Origin of the sequence: Anaerostipes caccae L1-92 (assembly GCF_014467075.1) — a bacterium.
GTDB lineage: Bacteria > Bacillota > Clostridia > Lachnospirales > Lachnospiraceae > Anaerostipes > Anaerostipes caccae.
The window spans coordinates 2,880,745-2,899,585 of record NZ_AP023027.1 but is presented as its reverse complement, the minus strand read 5'-3'; the positions used below and the strand labels follow the sequence as shown (position 1 = coordinate 2,899,585).

General features: G+C 39.0%; 22 protein-coding genes and 1 tRNA gene. 17 read left to right on the top strand and 6 right to left on the bottom strand.

All coding sequences use genetic code 11. From position 1 onward, the window contains the following. The first annotated feature begins 2 nt into the window (after positions 1 to 2). The 3 genes from whiA (at position 3) to ANCC_RS14010 (ending at position 1,270) form a co-directional block, all read left to right on the top strand. Positions 3 to 929, top strand: coding sequence for a DNA-binding protein WhiA (gene whiA, locus ANCC_RS14020; RefSeq protein ID WP_006566140.1), 927 nt, complete (start codon positions 3 to 5; stop codon positions 927 to 929). Continuing rightward, positions 926 to 1,183 carry an HPr family phosphocarrier protein gene (locus ANCC_RS14015; protein WP_006566139.1) on the top strand — a complete coding sequence of 86 codons (258 nt, stop codon included), beginning with the start codon at positions 926 to 928 and terminating at the stop codon, positions 1,181 to 1,183. Before whiA ends, ANCC_RS14015 begins: the two co-directional genes overlap by 4 nt. A 14-nt stretch (positions 1,184 to 1,197) precedes the next feature. Beyond that, positions 1,198 to 1,270 (top strand) — tRNA-Thr (locus ANCC_RS14010). A 362-nt stretch (positions 1,271 to 1,632) separates the two neighbouring features. Here ANCC_RS14010 and ANCC_RS14005 read toward each other — a convergent pair. From ANCC_RS14005 to ANCC_RS17720, 4 genes are all read right to left on the bottom strand, one after another. Continuing rightward, on the bottom strand, positions 1,633 to 2,208 hold the full coding sequence (locus ANCC_RS14005; RefSeq protein WP_006566136.1) for a hypothetical protein: 576 nt from the start codon (positions 2,206 to 2,208) through the stop codon (positions 1,633 to 1,635). A 126-nt stretch (positions 2,209 to 2,334) separates the two neighbouring features. Continuing rightward, complete coding sequence (locus ANCC_RS14000) at positions 2,335 to 2,655, bottom strand: pirin family protein (protein ID WP_006566135.1); 321 nt, start codon at positions 2,653 to 2,655, stop codon at positions 2,335 to 2,337. Then, positions 2,633 to 2,851, bottom strand: a complete 219-nt coding sequence (locus tag ANCC_RS17725; RefSeq protein WP_006566134.1) for a MarR family winged helix-turn-helix transcriptional regulator — start codon at positions 2,849 to 2,851, stop codon at positions 2,633 to 2,635. The genes ANCC_RS14000 and ANCC_RS17725 overlap by 23 nt, the downstream gene beginning before the upstream one ends. After that, positions 2,848 to 3,072: a MarR family transcriptional regulator gene (locus ANCC_RS17720; protein WP_233458292.1), complete on the bottom strand. Its 225-nt coding sequence runs from the start codon at positions 3,070 to 3,072 to the stop codon at positions 2,848 to 2,850. The genes ANCC_RS17725 and ANCC_RS17720 overlap by 4 nt, the downstream gene beginning before the upstream one ends. A 1,236-nt stretch (positions 3,073 to 4,308) precedes the next feature. Between ANCC_RS17720 and ANCC_RS13990 the strand changes: the two genes are divergently transcribed. The 3 genes from ANCC_RS13990 (at position 4,309) to ANCC_RS13980 (ending at position 9,254) form a co-directional block, all read left to right on the top strand. Beyond that, on the top strand, positions 4,309 to 5,505 hold the full coding sequence (locus ANCC_RS13990) for a YSIRK-targeted surface antigen transcriptional regulator (RefSeq protein ID WP_009291002.1): 1,197 nt from the start codon (positions 4,309 to 4,311) through the stop codon (positions 5,503 to 5,505). A gap of 107 nt (positions 5,506 to 5,612) precedes the next feature. Next, positions 5,613 to 8,105, top strand: a complete 2,493-nt coding sequence (locus ANCC_RS13985) for an SHIRT domain-containing protein (protein ID WP_006566129.1) — start codon at positions 5,613 to 5,615, stop codon at positions 8,103 to 8,105. Positions 8,106 to 8,213: 108 nt separating this feature from the next. Further along, a complete protein-coding gene (locus ANCC_RS13980; RefSeq protein WP_006566128.1) occupies positions 8,214 to 9,254 on the top strand; it encodes an Ig-like domain-containing protein in 1,041 nt (346 codons plus the stop codon). Positions 9,255 to 9,351: 97 nt separating this feature from the next. Here ANCC_RS13980 and ANCC_RS13975 read toward each other — a convergent pair whose 3' ends face one another. Beyond that, a complete protein-coding gene (locus ANCC_RS13975; RefSeq protein ID WP_006566127.1) occupies positions 9,352 to 10,071 on the bottom strand; it encodes an ImmA/IrrE family metallo-endopeptidase in 720 nt (239 codons plus the stop codon). Between the two features lie 7 nt (positions 10,072 to 10,078). Continuing rightward, positions 10,079 to 10,402: a helix-turn-helix transcriptional regulator gene (locus ANCC_RS13970; protein ID WP_006566126.1), complete on the bottom strand. Its 324-nt coding sequence runs from the start codon at positions 10,400 to 10,402 to the stop codon at positions 10,079 to 10,081. Positions 10,403 to 10,559: 157 nt separating this feature from the next. Here ANCC_RS13970 and ANCC_RS13965 point away from each other — a divergent pair, with 157 nt between their 5' ends. The 11 genes from ANCC_RS13965 (at position 10,560) to ANCC_RS13920 (ending at position 18,839) form a co-directional block, all read left to right on the top strand. Further along, positions 10,560 to 10,772 (top strand): hypothetical protein, encoded by a 213-nt coding sequence (locus tag ANCC_RS13965; protein WP_039946309.1) that lies wholly within the window; start codon positions 10,560 to 10,562, stop codon positions 10,770 to 10,772. An 86-nt stretch (positions 10,773 to 10,858) separates the two neighbouring features. Continuing rightward, positions 10,859 to 11,131 carry a hypothetical protein gene (locus ANCC_RS13960; protein WP_022260713.1) on the top strand — a complete coding sequence of 91 codons (273 nt, stop codon included), beginning with the start codon at positions 10,859 to 10,861 and terminating at the stop codon, positions 11,129 to 11,131. Further along, the gene (locus ANCC_RS13955) at positions 11,113 to 11,544 is read left to right on the top strand and encodes a DUF1492 domain-containing protein (protein WP_006566123.1); all 432 of its coding nucleotides are present in this window, start codon (positions 11,113 to 11,115) and stop codon (positions 11,542 to 11,544) included. Before ANCC_RS13960 ends, ANCC_RS13955 begins: the two co-directional genes overlap by 19 nt. Positions 11,545 to 11,571: 27 nt before the next feature. After that, positions 11,572 to 11,694: a hypothetical protein gene (locus tag ANCC_RS17850; RefSeq protein WP_006566122.1), complete on the top strand. Its 123-nt coding sequence runs from the start codon at positions 11,572 to 11,574 to the stop codon at positions 11,692 to 11,694. A 418-nt stretch (positions 11,695 to 12,112) separates the two neighbouring features. Continuing rightward, the gene (locus ANCC_RS13950) at positions 12,113 to 12,790 is read left to right on the top strand and encodes a hypothetical protein (protein ID WP_039946306.1); all 678 of its coding nucleotides are present in this window, start codon (positions 12,113 to 12,115) and stop codon (positions 12,788 to 12,790) included. Between the two features lies 1 nt (position 12,791). After that, positions 12,792 to 12,965 (top strand): YqzN/YkzM domain-containing protein, encoded by a 174-nt coding sequence (locus ANCC_RS13945; protein ID WP_006566120.1) that lies wholly within the window; start codon positions 12,792 to 12,794, stop codon positions 12,963 to 12,965. Positions 12,966 to 12,968: 3 nt separating this feature from the next. Continuing rightward, positions 12,969 to 14,384, top strand: coding sequence for a phage tail sheath subtilisin-like domain-containing protein (locus tag ANCC_RS13940; protein ID WP_006566119.1), 1,416 nt, complete (start codon positions 12,969 to 12,971; stop codon positions 14,382 to 14,384). Positions 14,385 to 14,396: 12 nt separating this feature from the next. After that, positions 14,397 to 14,864, top strand: coding sequence for a phage tail tube protein (locus ANCC_RS13935; protein WP_006566118.1), 468 nt, complete (start codon positions 14,397 to 14,399; stop codon positions 14,862 to 14,864). Between the two features lie 14 nt (positions 14,865 to 14,878). Continuing rightward, positions 14,879 to 15,385: a phage tail assembly chaperone gene (locus tag ANCC_RS13930; protein WP_006566117.1), complete on the top strand. Its 507-nt coding sequence runs from the start codon at positions 14,879 to 14,881 to the stop codon at positions 15,383 to 15,385. Positions 15,386 to 15,740: 355 nt separating this feature from the next. Further along, positions 15,741 to 17,855, top strand: a complete 2,115-nt coding sequence (locus tag ANCC_RS17715; protein WP_006566115.1) for a hypothetical protein — start codon at positions 15,741 to 15,743, stop codon at positions 17,853 to 17,855. Positions 17,856 to 17,870: 15 nt separating this feature from the next. Next, the gene (locus ANCC_RS13920) at positions 17,871 to 18,839 is read left to right on the top strand and encodes a PGRP and LysM peptidoglycan-binding domain-containing protein (protein ID WP_006566114.1); all 969 of its coding nucleotides are present in this window, start codon (positions 17,871 to 17,873) and stop codon (positions 18,837 to 18,839) included. The last annotated feature ends 2 nt before the right edge of the window (positions 18,840 to 18,841 follow it).

The following is an 18,841-nucleotide window of genomic DNA, read 5'->3' as shown; positions in this document are numbered from 1 at the left end:
AAATGTCATTTTCAAGTGAAGTCAAAGAAGAACTTGCAAGGCTTACGAGCGGAGCAAGACACTGTAAAATTGCAGAACTTGCCGGTATTCTCAACTTTTGCGGGGAAGTCCGCGAAGAGAAGGGAATCTATCTGGTCAAGGTTCATACGGAGAATGTATCGGTGGCGAAACGGTTTTTTACGCTGCTGAAAGACACATTCCATATACATGGAGAACTTCAGGTAAAACGCAACGAATATCTAAAAAGAAGTCGAAATTATTCGGTTTTTGTTGACAAACATGAGGATTGTGTTTTATTATTGAAAGCAGTGAAATATTTCGAACCGAAAAACTTTGGATTAGTCCTGCAGAACACGTGCTGTAAAAGGGCCTATATCCGGGGAGCATTTCTGGCAGCCGGTTCCATGAGTGATCCGGAGAAGAATTATCACTTTGAAATTGTAACTCTTCATGAACAATTTGCGGTACAATTGCAAGATGTGCTTGATTTTTTTGAATTAGATGCTAAAATAGTTATTCGTAAGAAGTACTATGTAGTGTATATCAAAGAAGGTGCCAAGATCGTTGATGTACTGAACATTATGGAAGCACACATAGCTTTGATGAACCTCGAAAATGTCCGTATCTTGAAAGATATGAGGAACACGGTGAACCGCCGTGTAAACTGTGAGACTGCCAACATTAACAAGACAGTGTCAGCAGCCGTGAAGCAAGCCGAGGATATTCGATTTTTACAAGAGCATAGAGGGCTTAGTGAACTGAACCAGGGACTGCAAGACATCGCCTATCTGCGATTGGAACATCCGGAGGCTACTCTGAAAGAGCTAGGAGAGATGCTGAATCCCCCCGTAGGCAAATCAGGGGTCAATCATCGTCTTAAGAAGCTGAGTAAGATTGCTGAAGATATGAGAATGGGAGGATCATTATGATTTCTAAGAGTATCAATATTCATGTGACCGAGAACAAGGAAGAACGTCCGGTTGCCTTTCTGGTCCAGATGGCCAGCCAGTTTGAGAGCAAGATCCTGATCGAGGCAGGCAACAAAAGGATCAACGGAAAAAGTATCATGGGTATGATGAGTCTTGGGTTGGATGATTTAGATAATATAACTGTTGTTGCTGACGGAGCAGACGAAGAAACTGCCATCACAACAATTGAAAAATATTTGACAAAAGGAGCATAAAAGGCTCCTCATATGCTGAAATAGCTCAGTTGGTAGAGCACTTCACTCGTAATGAAGGGGTCGCCGGTTCAAATCCGGTTTTCAGCTTTGGCGCAAACGCTGTAGATATCAGTGTTTGCGCTGTTTTTTTATATCTTTTTAGAAACATCAAAAACAGTTTTTTCAATGTTTTTTCGATGTTTCAGTTTTCGGAAGTATTTTAGAAGTATAGTTTCTTATGGCTTCTTTGTGCATCGTAGGTGATAAGTGGGCATAATGCCGGAGCATTACTTCAATGCTGTTTCCCATGATTTCTGAAACAACTTTAATATTACCGCCATCCTCTCCACGTTCTTCAAGAGTGTTAGAAGCAAACGAATGTCGTCCACCATATAAAGTCATTTCTGGAAGTATGCCAAATGGATGTGATCTATGCTTCTTTATGTAGGAGTCTACCTCCATATTATAATTTAAAAGTAGTTTCTTAAAATTTCTTGATATACATTGGGATTAATTCTTCTTCCATCTTTGTATGTAAACAATAAATCATTTTCTAAAAAATCTGGTTGTAAACGCCAGGTGTTTTTTAGAGCAAGACGCTTTTGTAATAATACTGCCAACTCATCGGGTATAATAAGCTTTCTGTGCCTTCCAGGGCGTTTCATATCTGATATGCAGTCGTATTTGTCTAATGCCTGGTGCAAAGAAAGAAAAGAGCTTTTAAGATCTGATTCTTGAAATCCGCAAACTTCCTCAGGAGCCATCGCTGTAGAAAAGCTTAAGCATAACATATCATAATAGAAAGATGCCTTAACACTTTGTAAAGACAAGAAATAGTTAATCTGATCTTGAGTCCAAACTAATTGCTGCTTAGGTGGAAGGGTGTACTGTTCTACATCGTGACATGGGTTCTGGGTTATTATATGTAATGGACGTATAGTATATTGCATCATTGAACTAAAAACACTCTTTGCTTTATTAATAGTGCTTGGCTTTAGTTTTTCATTGGGTTTGTTTTTAGGAGACTGTTTAGAAAGTTCTGCCATCCAATTTTCAATATGAATTGGAAGAATTGAACTCACTTCAACATCAAAAAAAGCATCTTTAATATAAGAATTAACACGGGAGTGTAAGATAAAGTGTGTAAATTAGTAACCAACTAATTACACACTTTATCTTACACTCCCTATAAAATTAAAATTTACATAGTTTGCTTGACAAACCCTCTCCGTCTGAAATTCCGTCTTCATTACCCAAACTATCTTATGAACCATTTTGCCTCTTGACACATAACTGATTGTTTCGATTCCTCTATGCGGATGCATTGGAAATCCTGCTGTATAATCATCAGGATTAACGCTGTCAAAAGAGTCAAGCATTAAAATAGGATAAAACTCCTTTGTTGTCTGATTTTCTAAGACTCTTACTAAGTTTACAACTGCTCCATCTGTTGTTCTAAAACCTTTTACTTTAGTCTTCACTGTTCTTTCCATTAAATTTTCCTCCTATTTTCTTCAAAAGATATACCAGTTTTTCTTTTTCTTCTTGATCCAATACTTCCATGCTTTCTGTTATCATCGCTTCATTTTTAGGTGCAATTTTGCTAATAACATCATAGCCTTCTTTCGTCAGATGCAGTATACATACACGCCTGTCTTTCTCGTCAGATAATCTTTCGATATAGTTCATTTTTTCAAGTTGTTCACTATTAGAGGTATGGTTCCCACGCTACTGAGTATTCTTTCCCTTACCTCTCCGACGCTCATATCGCCTTTACTGTAAAGAGCTTCTAAAACCATAAATTGACTAAAGGTTAAATTGTATTCTGCTGCTATTTTGGATGTTTTTTTATGTAAAGCATTTACATTTCTGTGAAGTCCGATCAAAATTTTCATTTCTGTTCTGCCCAAAAGTAATTCACCTCCTTTAATTGCATTGTATCTAACTAGATATTATCTATGTAGATATAATTTTGCACCAGATTTTTTTGTAAATATACATTGTTACTATAAATGAGTAAATTAAAAAATGCACAAAACTACATTGCTACTTTCGTAAATAAATCAAAATCGCTACTTGCCTTTGCGCATTGAAACAGATACTTCTCTTGCTGGATCATGTCACAAATCAGGCGGTATCCAGTTTCAAAAGAACTGTATTTCTCCGTTCCTACGAGACAAATATAATGTGATAGTGACATCAGCAGCCAGTATCTCTGGATTCCCTTTGAGGAACTTATCTGGTATGCAGCCAGTGCCAGTCTGTTTTCACATCACCTGAAACATACCTCGATTGCCCATCCGCATACATAACACGAAAGAATTTCCAGTGTCAATGATTCTGTATTTGTGCTGATAAAGGCACGTAATGCCCTGGGATTTGCAAATGCCTTTTCAGGATAACTCAAAAGGACAACCGCGTTTTCTTTACCGTTGAGATTACCTTCATACCGTACGTTCGGTTTTTGACTGTCACAAGGTCAAAGTTCGAATGTATTGCCAGTAAATCGGCGGCAAATTCACGGATACTTTGATATTTTTTATAGATCAAAATAAAGAATCTTTCTTTTCTAATATTTCACCAATCTTTTCATAAATGACTACTGCGTCTAAAAAACGATATCTTTTTCATAAGGATTTCCCTTTATATATTTTTCCCATAATTTTTTTTGTTGCCATACTTACTTTTAATAAATCTGCTATCTCTTTATACTGATTTACCAAGTTGAGAGTTCCTTTATACTCACTTGTTCTTTCTATCGCTTCTCTTAATGTAAATCACTAAAATCAAGCGTAATTTACACGTTTTGCGCAATTTATACAATTAACTTTTTTTGGTGGTTATTGTATAGTAGAAAATAGTTAAGATTGTTTTTAGATATAGAAAGGGAAAAAATGTGTATTTTCATTCCATTTGTTGTGCAGAGATATTTTATTCCACAAATAAAGAACTCTTTTATCCGTCTTAATTAAATAGCAGGAAAAGGGGTCAATGCTCTTTTTATTTACAACTTTCCATAAAATTAAGGTTATTTAATATATTTTGTAACAAAAAACAGGTAGTTTTTGACACTACCAAGCACTATGAGAAGGGCAAAGAATGGAAGCCAGAAAGTGAGTGCTTACATAAGAAAGGGGACTTTTTATATGAATTTAAATGAGCAGGATTTGAAAAAAGTCAAATCCTTACATGTCATGTTGAAAATGCCGGTATGGATATTAGAAAAAGAAACAAATAAAGTTTTAAAAAGCTATAAATCAGTTTATAAGCATCCTATTTCTTATGAATTTAAAGAAAGGAATATCTCAGAAGAAGTTGTACAATTTTATAGCGGAATGTTAAATGAAATTTTTTTATGTCTGTGGTATAAGGATGTAAAAATAGTGATTGGAGCTTTTAGGGTTAACAATGTTACAAGGGCAGATTTTTCTCATGTTTATAATAATCTAATGAAAGAAAGCAAAAAAATTTTAAAAGAAAACGAGTGTTGGGAATATTATGTATCGCTTCCCGTATATCCTCTGGGAGATATCAGAGATTGTTTGATTCTTCTGGGATTTTTGTTTGATATGGATTTGGAGGATGTTTATTCGAAAGGACTGCATGAGCAAGTGGCGCAAAACCAGTTGGAGTTGGTGAGAAAACCATCTGAAGACACGGTGTATGATACCTTCCGTGTGGAGCGATACACATTTGATTATGAAAATAAAATCATGAATCTTGTAAGTCAGGGCGATATTGAATTATTAAAAAGTGGCCTTGTAGAATTGGGAACAAGTGTTTTGCCAATTTTGACTAGCAGTTCTTTGAAAACAGAAAAGAATTATACGATTATTATTCTGGAAAAACTGGCATCACTGGCAATTCAGGTCGGGAAGGATATTCTTTCAGTAATCAAACTGAGAAATTATTATATTAGAAAGCTAGAGGAACAAACAGAGTTTATAGGGGTTCTGGCAACGCGAGACAGTGCGATCATCCATTTTACAAAAGAACTTCATGGGGTATCGAATCAGGCCAGAACATCCCTGATTCGATGTATCTTACAATATATTAATTTGAAAATTTATGACAATATCAAAGTTGCAGAACTTGCAAAACAGTTCTATTTATCAGAAAGTGCACTTCGTAGCAGATTTAAAGAAGAAATAGGCGTATCCATCAATGAGTATGTCAACCAGAGAAAGATTGAGGAATCAAAGATGATGATTCAGTCAGGGGTTCCGATAGGAGAAATTGCAAGGCGTTTGAGCTTCTATGATCTGTCTCATTATTACCGCACTTTTAAAAAATATACAGGTGTGACACCACAGCAATTCAGGGATACAAATATTGTGGTATAGAAAATCAGACCTGTTTTGATTGGAAAGGGAGTGATTCTTATAGAAGAATCTGAATTAAATGATTAGATAAAAGATAATCAAACACAAGAAAGGAGTAAAAAGAAATTATGATACAAAGAAAGTTAAAAAAGAAATTCTCAATGCTTTTAGCACTGATTTTAACTTTTGGAACAATGTTCTCAGGTACAATGTCTGTACATGCTGAAGAAGCTCCACAGGAAATTTTAAGTTTATCGTTTGATATGGACGAGGTAAAAGAGCCGGTTCTTGGAGATACAGTACCAGATAGTTTTAATGTTCAGCCAAATGATGGGAACAGCCTTACAGATGGTGGTGAAGTATTTGCAAGCTGGAGGGTAAAACAGGCTGACGGAAATTGGGGTTACGCAAAACCCACATCGGAAACAGTGCAGTTTGAGGCTGGAAAAGAGTATCGCTTAAGATTTGATATCCAGAACCTTAAGGCAGCAGATGGAAAAATATTTCATGATAATGTCCCTGCTGTTAAAGTGAATGATATGGATGTATCTGTCGTGACGGACGATAATGTTACAGATTCTTACTATACCAAGACAGATGATACAACAGTATCATTTGCGATGTATTCAAAATCCTTTAAAATAGAAAATATACTATCGGAAGTTCCGCCAGCAGAAACACCAGAAAAAACATTTATCGTTACCAAAGACACGGATGGCTCTGAAATTGGCCGATATGACACGCTTCAGGATACACTGGGAGCTATTAACAGTGATAATAAAGATAAGTGGAATGCATATACCGTTATGGTAACCCGTGATTATACAGAAGATGACAAGGCACCAGGCATTCCTATGAATGCGACGGTCACTGTTACCTCATCTCCAGGAAATCAATTTGTGATTACGCGTGTAAACCCGGGTAAGGCGTGGTCATCAAGGCATTTTAATGTTGGCGGTGATTCGTCCCTGACGCTGAAAAATATCATCCTTGATGGAAACAATGCCATGGGAGGTATTTATTCGGATGGAGGTGTTGGAACACATACAAGGGCTACCACGATCATCTTGGATGAGGGAGCAGTTATAAGAAACTGCCTTGGGCGAGGATCTGATCCGTATACTCCGTGGTCAGGCGGAGCAATCGTTACCTTAGGTAACGGCAAAGGCGTAGTAACGACTATTAAGAAAGGTGCCGTAATCGAAAACTGTAAAAGCTCAGAAGGCTATGATGGCGGAGCAGTCTATGTAGATGAAGGTACACAGCTTAACTTAGAAGGTGGTGTTATTGAAGGCTGTGAAGCGATAGGCACTGAAGTTACAGTTGGGGGGAGTATCCGTCACAGTAATGGTGGCGCAATTATGTTACATGGTACAATGAACATGACTGGTGGCATAATTTCTAATAACAAGACAACTGCCAGTGGAGGTGGTATCGCTGTATCTGATACTGGCAGACTTTCTATAACAGGTGGAACGATTAAGGGAAATAATGGAGCGCATGGCGGTGGTATTTTCATTCAAGAAAGTACATCAGAAACTAAGATTGAAAATGTCACATTTATGAGAAATCAAGCTAAATATGGTGGAGGAGTATACCTACACAAGAATGCCGGAATAAATGTAAGTAACAGTACATTTTCCAATAATTTTGCAATACAAGGCGGTGCAATTTATACTGGAAATTCTGATTATGACAATCCGGCGGATACAGGTAAATATCAGACTGTTAAACTTGCAGGTGATGTGAGCTTCGAAAACAACTCTGCTTCATATGGACTTTACACTCCGCCTGAAAATGCAGATGAATTTACGAATCTTAAATTTTCGAAATCATCTGTGACAGGTAAAAATATCTTTCCTGTGGATTCACTTTTGACAAACTATGATATTAACTATATCAATGGGGATAAGATTGATCCAACTGAAAAGTATCAAATTCGTTTTGAGTTTAAAAGCACAACCTCAGAAAGAGATTTACCAAGCGATATATTGGATTTGCTTCCAGACCCAATAATTGGCATTAAAAAAGGCGATAAAGTAACTTTACCTATTTTTGCTGATTCTGAAATCAAGGTAGAAGATGGAAAGTGGGTATTCACAGGCTGGAAAGACGGAACAGAAATAGTAGTTAATGACAATATATTGGTGGTTGGTGAATGGAAGTTTTGCCCAAATATGAGTGTTATCAATAATGTGCCTACGATTTCAGCAAATGATGTTACATTGAATGTAGACGATAATTTCGACCCATTGTTAGACGTTAGTGCAACGGACAAAGAAGATGGCGATATTACGCTGACAAAGGATAATATTATTGCGAATGATGTAGATACTTCTAAAGCTGGTATTTATCATGTGACATATAAAGTAACTGACAAAAACGGAGCTTCTGCTGAAAAAACAATTACTGTTACAGTGGAACAAAAAACTACTAACAAACCACAACAGCCACAGAAGCCAAATAAGCCAAACAATACAACAAAGCCTGATAAACAGTCCAAAAGTCCAAAAACAGGTGATATGTCAAATATAAGTTTATTTGCTTTTATGTTTGCTGGCTCAAGTGGTGCATTAGCTGTTTTATTTGGTAAAAAGCGTAAAAGAAATAAAAATGCTTAAAAAATGTATAGCAAGAAAACAAGTAGTTAATTCATGTTAAAGGACACCCAATGAGGTGTCCTTTTCAAATTTATATTATCATATCAAGGCTCATTCAATCGTGGTAAAATGAATATTTTTTATGTTTCAAAATTTCAGCCGGCGATTCCGGCTCAGGCAGCAAAGAAAAAATTATCTGTAAACAAGGTATATGATTCGGCCTCAGTGGTAAAAGGAAAGACGAAGAAGAAGTATCAGGTTCGGATTCAGATTGGAAAGATGACTTATAAGGCAACCGCAAATAAAAAGGGAAACTACAGTGTAAAGATTCCGAAACAGGCGGCGGGCAAAACCTTAACGGTGAAGGCTTATTTTAAGAAAGGGAAGAAGTGGAAAGCCTATACAAAGAAAAAAGTTGATGTTTTGGCAAAAACCATTTCGATTAAAAGGTTTTATAAGTCTTCAAAGTATATAAAAGGATATGTAAGACCAAAGTATAAAGTAAAAGTCGTTATGAACGGAAAGACTTACAGCAAAAGGGCCAGCAGCAAAAAGGGATATTTTTCAGTGAAGATGAAAAAAGCTGCTGGAAAAGCGGCGGCGACAATTAAGGTTTACAATGCGAAAGGAAAGTTCATCAAATCCTATAAGAGAAAAGCCTATGATGCTTCACCAAGGCCCAAGTATTATCAGGACGGAAAGCCTTATACAGGGAAGATGCCCGGCCGGTCTGATCCCATTGATTTAGACGCTTTCAACAAAAAAGTAAACAGCGCCAGAAAATTTGAAGACCATTCTATTTACTCCAGATTCGACATAACAGACAGTTATTCTATTGTGTATTACGGGAATGGGGTAGGTGAAATCGGCTATACTAATTATTACTTAGATAAAAGCAACAATGAAGAGAAGATGTGGTTCTGTGCTAAGCATGGAGTGACGCTCTATTATAGGGTCTATAAGTCTGAAAACTTGAAGAATACTCCGACTCCCGGACCGTCCTATAATACTGGGATAATAACAGAAAAGGGAGAACCAGCAACCTTAATCCCTGAACGGAAAGATCCAAAAAAGAATACCGCTTCTTTACCGATCAAAATTGTCGGTTATAAAAATGGGAAGCCAGTCATGGCATCCTACTATTGTATGAAGTTAAATGCGGGACGTTAAAAAGAATAATTAAGATAATAAAAACTCATATCATACGCCCAACAGCCGTATGATATGAGTTTTTTATTGTAAGGTTTTTGCCAAGTCAAATATGTTCTTATAGATTGTTGAGCTGCTGCTGTTCAATCTGCAGAAGCATTCTGTCATTTCTGGATGTGTATAGCGGGGTGTGCTGCCTTCTGATATGCTCCATCCTGCAGTGGAGGCATAAATCTTCTGATGAATTATAAATTGTCTCTCCGCATATCATACAGGGCTTTATACTGTAAATAAATTCTTCCCTCTCATCATGATAAAAATGACGGTACATGGCCTCGTCGACATCACTTACTTCTCTTGCTGCGGATTCTTTCCAAAGTCTGTAATTCTGAAATGCGTAGGACCCGGCCTCTCTGCTGATCTGGAAAACCGAGGAGACATCATCCTCATTCCGGCACTGTGCAAAATGAATGGCCATTCTGGGAGCCAGAATATTGCTTGCAAAAAAATTGGCCTGCTGTTCATTATAGGCACATTCTCTCGAATGGCCCAGCATAATATGTCCCAGTTCGTGCATGATGGAGAACCGAATCCTGAAAGGGGATTTGTTCTCATCATAGGCTATGATCCGTTTGGCTCCGTAACGGAAAGCGTCTTCCGAATAATTCCTGCAGTATTGGTAAAGACGTTCATTGATATCCCGTATATTTTGATAAGTGAAAATACGGTATCCATAGTGCCTTAAAATGCTGTAACAATCAATCGGAAATGACTGGACTTCACAGTCTCTGTAAACATCGAGTATCTTAACAAGTATATCGTGATAATTCAAATCCACCAGTCCTTTATAATTCAGATAACATCTTTATAAGTTCTAATTTTTCCTCAATAGACATTTCTTTTCCGTTTCTTGCGATCAGTGTTTTCAAATCTTCATATGATGGTTCTTTTCTGCTGTCAGAGGTCAGGAATTCATCGTCGCAGAAATACTCAGTGGTGACACCGAGTTCCTTCGAAATCTTTAATAAAACTTCTATGTCTGCCTTTCTGCTGTCTCTCTTAATCATCGAATAAATAGTCGTAGGTGCCACATTGATTTTCTTGGCCAGTTCATTGGCATTCATGTGATGTTCCTGCAGTAACAGCTCCAACTTTGCTCCAATTCCCATAAAATATACCGCCTTTCTAATAGAAAGAATAGCATAATAAAAACCAGAAGTAAATAAAAAAATATGCAAATGCGTATAATCATCTTGACATATAACTCATATGCGTATATTATATCAATATAAGATACGCAAACGAGTAATATCAGGAGGTGAGCTGTTGCCATATTTAAATTTAAAAACTGAATTAAAAAAAACAAATATTACAAACGAAGAAATTGCACATGTATTGAGGCTGCGGACAGAAGACGTGCTGGACAAACTGGAAGGCTCAGGGAGATTCACCATCGGAGAAGCAATGCTTCTGAAAAAAAGGTATTTCTCCCGGATGCCGCTGGAATATCTGTTTGTACATACAGCATCTAAGCCGTAACAATTTTACTTTTTATATTAATGAGTATAGAACATTTGTTTGGAAAAGGCAATAGGCATAATAGACAAAATTTAGAGAGGAGTACTATGTTTGACTTTCAGACCGAAAAGGGAAAAACTGACGCAGTTATCAGCATTTTGCTGCATCACTATACAAAGGAGCAGTTATCAGAATTTTATGGAATTTCCATAAGAATAATCAATGAGTGGATCGGGGCATACCGGAGCAGAGCGGCGGCTGAGATCAGAGACAGGCAGATCCGCTTTAACGGAAGAGCCGTAAATAAGATGAGGCCTCTTGTGACCGTTTACAGACCGACATCCGGAGCAATGTATATAGGATGGAAACACATCAGATAAAGAAAAGAGGGATTGATTTGACAGAAAAGGAATTGGGTCAGATGCATTATCTGAACAGGGAAATTGAGAAACTGAATGAAGAACTCAGCTGGATGGAATGTAAGAGTATGATAAAGTCACCGCTGCTGACGGGGATGCCGTTTGGGACCGGGGTCAGCGACAAGACAGCAGACTATGCGGTGCGAATGGAGGAGATCAGAGAGCTGATCGACCTGTCCATTAAAAAACTCCTGCACACGAGGGCAGAGATCGAACGGTTCCTACAGGAGATCGAAGATCCGGAACTCAGGCTTATTATACGGCTTCGTTCCATCAATAATCTCGGATGGCAGGAGATCGGGGAAGAACTTGGGATGGACAGAAGAACTGCGTCAAGGAAGTATCAGAGATTTTGTGAGGAGAAACTTGCTTAAAATGCTGAAAACAGGAAGGAGGAAATTATGAAAAAAATCATAGGCCGTGCCTTAATTTTTACCGCAGTGTTCAGTATTGCTGAAAATGCTATGCCGACGTGGTTTGCTGTTGCGATGGTTATAGGCGGATTTATATGTATGGATTTGTAAAAAGACATTTGCCCACAATGTCCGTGATTAAGCTGATATAGTTATCATGGAGAATAAAGGGTAGAGATGTCAAGTAAGGTAGCAAGGTCTCAGTACCCTTTATTCTTTTTTATCTATATTGTTTGAGAGGATCAGCTCTGGGTAAGTTGCCCACAATGTCCGTATACGAGATGATATAGTTATCATAGAGATCATGATCTCACAAAAAGCTATAGCAAAAACTATTTTCAGGAGGTGAAAAGTAATCGAAGATTTAATCTGTAAAAGACTGTCAGAATTTGCTGGCTTATCGGAAGTACTAGCGGTTTACGACGGTAAGCCTGCGGTATTTACCCGAACAGCTCCAAATGATACAGATGAAAAGTGGCAGGGAGATCCGTATCCTAGAATTCTGGTGGACTTATCTCAGGATGAAGCCATGGAACGCCAGTTTGAACAAGGTTTAAAACTGCAGGCTGTTACTTCAACTGAACAGGCAGTACAACCAGCAGATTTGGAAGCAGTGATTCTTGAGGCGATAGATCTTTGCTTTTTCAGCAGACAGAATATATCTCTTTGCTCCAGATGGAACAGGTCAGAGTTCTCAGAATCACAGGATATAAAAACCGGCAGTTATATTTTTGACATTATGAGATTTGAAAAACAGCAGATTCAGCAGCCGGACCCGGTATTCACTTTAAATGAATGGCTGAAAACGAGCTATCCAGAAGCAAAAATCATTGGATATGATGAGATGCAGGAAGTTTGGAAGGCTTCGAACGAAGCCCCCGCAATTTATGGAAGACTGGAGAGTATCACTCCGGGAAACTATGGGGACACATGGGAAGTGACATGGATGAACGCAGGAATCCGGCTACATTTGATCTCCGGCAGCAAATCCAAAGCCTTCCTGATCAGAAATATCAGCGAGAAACTTCTGATGAAAGAAAAGCTAACGATGAATGACGGCGGACCTATGTTCATTTCAAAGGTAAATTATAATGACACGATGAATCCTTTAAAGAACCGGCAGTTTTTCATTGAATGTCAGTATGGAGTTCTCCGGGAAAAAGAAGAAAAAGATCCGATTCGAAAAATTAATATTCAGGAGGAATGAAATGCGGAGAGAACAAACGATGTATAGTGTGGAAGAATTTGCATGCAGCCCGGAAGTGCTGGAAGCATCTGAAGATTTAATCAGAGCAGCTTTTTCTTATGCAGGATTAGAGGAAGCAACCGAGAAAAAAGCAAAAAAAATAATCAGAGAATTTAAAAATAAGGAGGTACATTAAATTATGGCAGGTACATATCAGACAGGGGAAGAAAAAATCAGACCTGGTGTTTACCGTAAATATGAAACACCAGTGAAAGAAACAGTGGCAGGTGCAATGACTGGAGTCTTTGCAATTCCTGTAAAAGCCGACTTTGGACCGCTTGACACAGTTACGGTTCATACAAAGGCGGATACAGTCAGTGCAATGTATGGAAACGGTGGTACTGTGAAAGGCGCCCTCAATTTATTTGAAGGAGGCGCACAGAAGGTATATGTTTACCGTCTGGGTACAGGGGGAAGCACAGGCAAACTCGAGCTGAAGGACGGAGAGGATGCAGCAGTTGTTTCATTGGAGACAAAATATCCATCACCGACAGCATTTTCTGTTACTTTAAAAAGGAAACTTGGATTTAGCATGAGGAAAGAATTTTCCGTTTATGAAGGTGCAGTATTAAAAGAAAAAATGGAATACGATGTTCCTGAAAGTGGAAATGAAGTTGCGATTTTTGTTGACACAGTGAATAAGAAGTCATCTATTTTTAATGCTGCAAAAAAGACAGAAGAATCAAAACAGCTTGCAGAAATCGTGCAGGAGCCAATCACTGCAGGAACTGAGTCTACAGTGACCAATGAGGATTACAGCACTGCTTTTGATGCATTTGAAGCATACAAGTGGAATATTCTTGTGGCAGATACCGTGGATACCGGAGTTCATACGCTGATGAAAGCATACATGGACCGAATCAAGAAAAATGGTTCCGTTGGTGCGTGCGTTATCGGAGAAGGTACAAATGTGTCCTTTGAAGACAGATTGTCACATGCAAAAGAGTGTAACTGTGAATACGTTATTTATGTGGGAAGCGGATTTGTGGATATGCAGGGAAATAATGTTGACGGATATGAAGCAGTGACGCTTCAGGCTGGAGTTATCGGAAGTACTCCGACAAATCAGTCCATTGTGCATAAAGCGATTCCTAATGCAGTGGATGTGATCGAAGTACTGAAAGATGAGGAGTATATTGATGCGATTAACCATGGTCTGCTTTTACTGTCTCCAAGCGAAGACGGACAGGTATGGTTTGACAGCGGCGTCAATACTCTGACAGTACCGGCGGAAAATCAGGATGCCGGATGGAAGAAAGTTAGAAGAACCATGACCAGATATGAGATCTTTGACCGAATTGACCGCACGATTACTCCGTTAATCGGACGTGTGAACTGTGATTCCGATGGGATTGCGGCAGTCATTAAAGCGGCAAAAGACGTATTAGATGAAATGATCAATGAGAAGAAACTGATGGTTGGAGCGGATTTCTTTGAAGACAAAGAAAATCCTCATGGAACCGATGATGTCCGTTTTGTCATTAAAGTGACAGACCTTGACAGTCTTGAGAAGGTATATCTGAATTACCAGTTTAGTTTTGGAGCAGCAGAATAGGAGGAATGGAAGATGAAAGAGAGAATCGATGTCAGAACAATCATGACAGGAAATGATGGAAAGTTATTTCTGCATGTGAACAATGAGCCGGTATTACTGGCCGAAGTAAAAGAGTATGAAATCAAGGCAAATTTTGCAAATATCGAATATAAACCAGTAGGGGATGTGCAGCAGTATGCAATTCCGGATAAAGTAAAATTCACCCTGAATTTCACAGGGGCAGTTATCCGTGACGACCTTACAATCGCACCGCTCTTAAAAAGTATCAAAGAAACCGGAGCAATTCCGACCTATGATTTCCAGGCATCTGCGGCCCGCAATACAGACGGCAAGGAGCAGAGACTGGTGTTAAAGAACTGTCTGCCTGACGGAGACTTCGACCTGATGACTTTGAAAGCAGGCGAAGTAGTTACAAGACAGCAGAGTTTCGTAGTCAATGAAGTACCGTACTTTATCGACTGGATTGACGGAAGTAAATAAGGAGGAAGAATAAAATGGGAAATGCAGCAAAAGCAGAAGAAATGGTAAAAGTAACAAAAGAAAATGAATTGGATCTGGTACAGGGGCTTTTAGAAGCAGCGGATTTCAGAAACGATGACGATCTCCAGACAGAAATTCAGATCAAAAGAAATGATAAGGTATTTTTTAAGTTCAAAGTGAGACCTTTAAGTGAGGAAGAATTGGTGAAGGCAAGAAGAAACGCGGTTGTTAAAATGCCGAATCCTTCAAATCCAAAATTACCTCCGATTGAAAAAGATCTCAGAGTGGAGGAGTTTACCGCATGGAAAATCTATTATGCAACCGTTGACAAAGAGGAAGTATGGGACAATCCTTCTGTCATGAAAGGACTGGAAGCCAAAGGTTTTCCGGTATTAAGAGGAATTGACGTCATCAATACGGTCCTAAGAGCGGGAGAAAAGGATGCGATCGATGACCAGATCGATAAGATCAGCGGTTTTTATGACTCCGAAATTTCCGAAGAGGAATATGCAAAAAACTAATTAATGCCAGTCCATTGGCTGCGAAGCTGCATTTCATCTGGCAGAAACAGGGAAGACTGCCCTCGGAAATCCTCGGTCTGAATCGGGGAGAGAGGGCATTCGTCCTGGCTTCGACAATGCTGGCAATAGAAGAAGCAAATCAGGCTGAGGAAGATGCACGATAAATCCTCCGGATTTGACTTTAAGCTATATCATTGAGGGGTTAAAGACTAAATATAGAATAATAATACAGAAGAAAAGATATCAGAGGCAATACAGAATGTTCCTGATGTCTTTTCTTTTTTTATACCCGCAGGGTCTCAAATACGGTGTGCCCTGTAAGAGGGTATACATTTAAGAGAAGGGAGGAAAATGGATGGCAGAAACATTGGTCTTAAATATGAAAGGAAATTTTACGGACAGAATCTCTCCGGGTGCGGGAAAAGCTTATCGAAGCCTTGAGAAGCTGGACAAAAAAATGGAAAAAATCATCAGACAGAGCAACCGGTTAAACGGTTTAAAAATAAATATGGAAATTTCAGCCGCAGACATGGCGACGAAGAAAATCCAGAGTATTCTTTCTTTGGGAAGACAGCTGGAAAGAAAGGCGTTTACTGTCAGAGTTAATGTAGACACAAATGTACAGAAAGCAATCAGTACGATTGGAAGTGTTTCGGGAAATATATCACAAAGAGCAGTCTCATCAGTAGCGCCAGCTATACAATATGGAGCTGGACAGGCAATTGGAGGACGAAGTATTTCATCTAGTAGTGCAAAACCAAAAGAAAGTAGTAAACAGAAACCTTTTATAGAAAAAGTCTGGGATAAAGGAAAAGCATTAGCCAATGAATACAAAGATAATGTGGTATCGAATATTCAGCAAAGTGCTCTTGAAAGGACTATAAAGGAATACAAAGACTTGAGTATGGATGTGGCAAAAGAAGCAGGTTTACCAGAGAAAGTCAAAGCAGGAGTTACCAAAATAAAGGGTGGGGCATCGAAAGTAACATCCAAAGTAAAATCATGGCCGATATCTAAAACGATTGGAAGAGGAGTCGAAAAGGTGGCACAGGTAGCGCCTAAAATAAAGGAATTGCCAATTACTAAAACACTTGGAAAAGGAATGAACTTTCTTAAACAAGGAGCCCCAGGAATTTTAGATTATGGAATGTCTGCTTACAATATTGCAACAGCAAAGCCAAAGGATAGGGCAAAAACCGCTGTAAAAGAAGGTGGAAGTTTATTTGGTGGAGCAGTAGGAACAGCAGCGGGAACAGCAGGAGCAGCATGGGTTGGAGGCAAAATAGGAGGAACGATAGGTACAGTTCTTGGAGGACCTGTAGGTACAGTAATTGGTACAGGAGCAGGACTATTGTTAGGTACAGCAGGTTCTATGATTGGGAAATATGCAGGCGGGAAGTTATATGATGGTTACCAGAATCTTAAGAAATCTGTCAAGAATATTAAACTTCCAAAACCACTTGCAAAAGCTGGAAATTTCTTAAAAAAAAGTGCAAAGGGTATTAAAAACTTTTTAACACCCAAAACACCGAAAACGCCGACAAAGCCTTCGGACAAAATAGATCCTTACGGTGTCGGCAATGGCACATATTCCGATTATATGTATAATCCTGGTTTTAAATACGGATATGACACCTTGACAAAAGGACAAAAAGGCGGAGCTAAGAAGAAAAAGGCAGGAAAACCCATAGGCAAAGACATGGGTCAGCAACATGGCAAAGGTTTTGGGAATATGCTCAATTCTACAGTGAAGCAAACAAAGAAAGGTCTTAACTCTGTGGATAAAGGAGCCAAAGGTGCTAAAAAAGGCATGAGCGGTGTAGGAAAGAGTTCTAAAAAAGCGCAGGGTAACATTAAGGGCTTAGGCTCCAGTTCAAACGGTTCCCAGAAGCAGGTTCAGGGACTGGGCGACGGTTCTCAAAATGCGGCAGGCATGATTGAAGGAATGGGAGGATCAGCGATTGGCGTTGTAGATTCACTTGTCATGCTGTCCGGAGCGGCACAGATGGCCGCCGCGAGCCTTGCAAGCATTTCTTTCTTTGGCCTCATGGGAGGCGGAGGAATCCAGAAAAATGCAAACGGAAGTTTTGTAGGAGGCAAGACATTAAGCTGGGTTGGTGAAGACGGACCTGAAGTGATCATCCCTCTGGGCGGAAAGAGAAGAAAAAGAGGCCTCGACCTCTGGCATCAGGCAGGAGCAATGCTCGGCGTATCTCAGCACGCAGACGGCGGTTTTGCAGGCGGAGGAACTCTGGCTGGAAGCAACAGGTCAGGAAAGAAAAAAGCACCGGTCAGCGTGTCTGTGGGAAATATTACGATTCAGCTGAAAGGCGGACAGGACGGAGACGGAAAGAATATCGATCTTCTGAAAGTCTTGAAAGAACAAAAGAATCAGGTGTCTGATGAAATCTGCAGAATTTTGGCTGATGCACTGGAATCAGCTTATCAAAACATTCCGGCCGTACAATAAGAAGAGGAGGGCAAAATGGAAATTAAAATATCAGAGGCAGGCAATTCCAAGAAATATATAAAAGTACCCTTACTTCCGGAAGAACTGTCTTATTCAAGTACAACGAGGTTTCAGGAGTATGAAATATTAGACCTGGGGGAAGTAAAACTGCCCAGGGGAAGAAACTTAAGTACGGTAAGCTGGGAAGGAATCTTCCCGGCTGTTTCAAGGGATACGTTGTCCTTTGTAAAGAAACAGAATACAGCACTTAACAGCCCAAGCTATTATATCAATTATATTCAGGACTGGAAGAAAAATCACAAGAAGCTGAATTTGGAAATTCCCGGTACGACGTTAAAGAAACTGCCGGTATATATCGAAGAGTTTAGTTATCATATCGCTTCTCTGGGCGATTACAATTATTCTATTTCTTTAGTGGAGGCGGCAGACCTTTCCTTAAATAAGACAGTGAAAAAAAGGGCATCGGGTAAAAGTACGAAAAAATATAAGGTCAGAACGAATAAAGAGACTCTGAGGGACATTGCGAAAAAGTTTTATGGAGACGGCCAAAAATATAAGACAATATATAAGGCCAATAAATCACTGATTGATAAGAAAAATGCCAGCCAAAGAAAAAAGGGAATCAAAACAAAACCATATCAGATTTATCAAGGACAGGTCCTTACAATCCCGAGTGTTTCTGGTTCATCCAAGAAAAAAACTTCGGTAGTTGCACTCCAAAAAGCAATTAACAAAGATAAATATGCAAAATTATCTGTGAATGGAAAACTGGATGCAAAAACAAAAAATGCAATGAAAAAGATTGTGATCAGAAGCGGAAAAAGAGGAGAAGTCGTAAAATTTGTTCAGGGAAAAGTGGGAACCACAAAAGATGGTATATGTGGTTCAAAAACCGTAAAAGCCATTAAAGCCTACCAGAGAAAGCATAACCTTAAGGTGGACGGCATGGCAGGATATAACACTTTGATAAAAATGGTGAGTTAGGA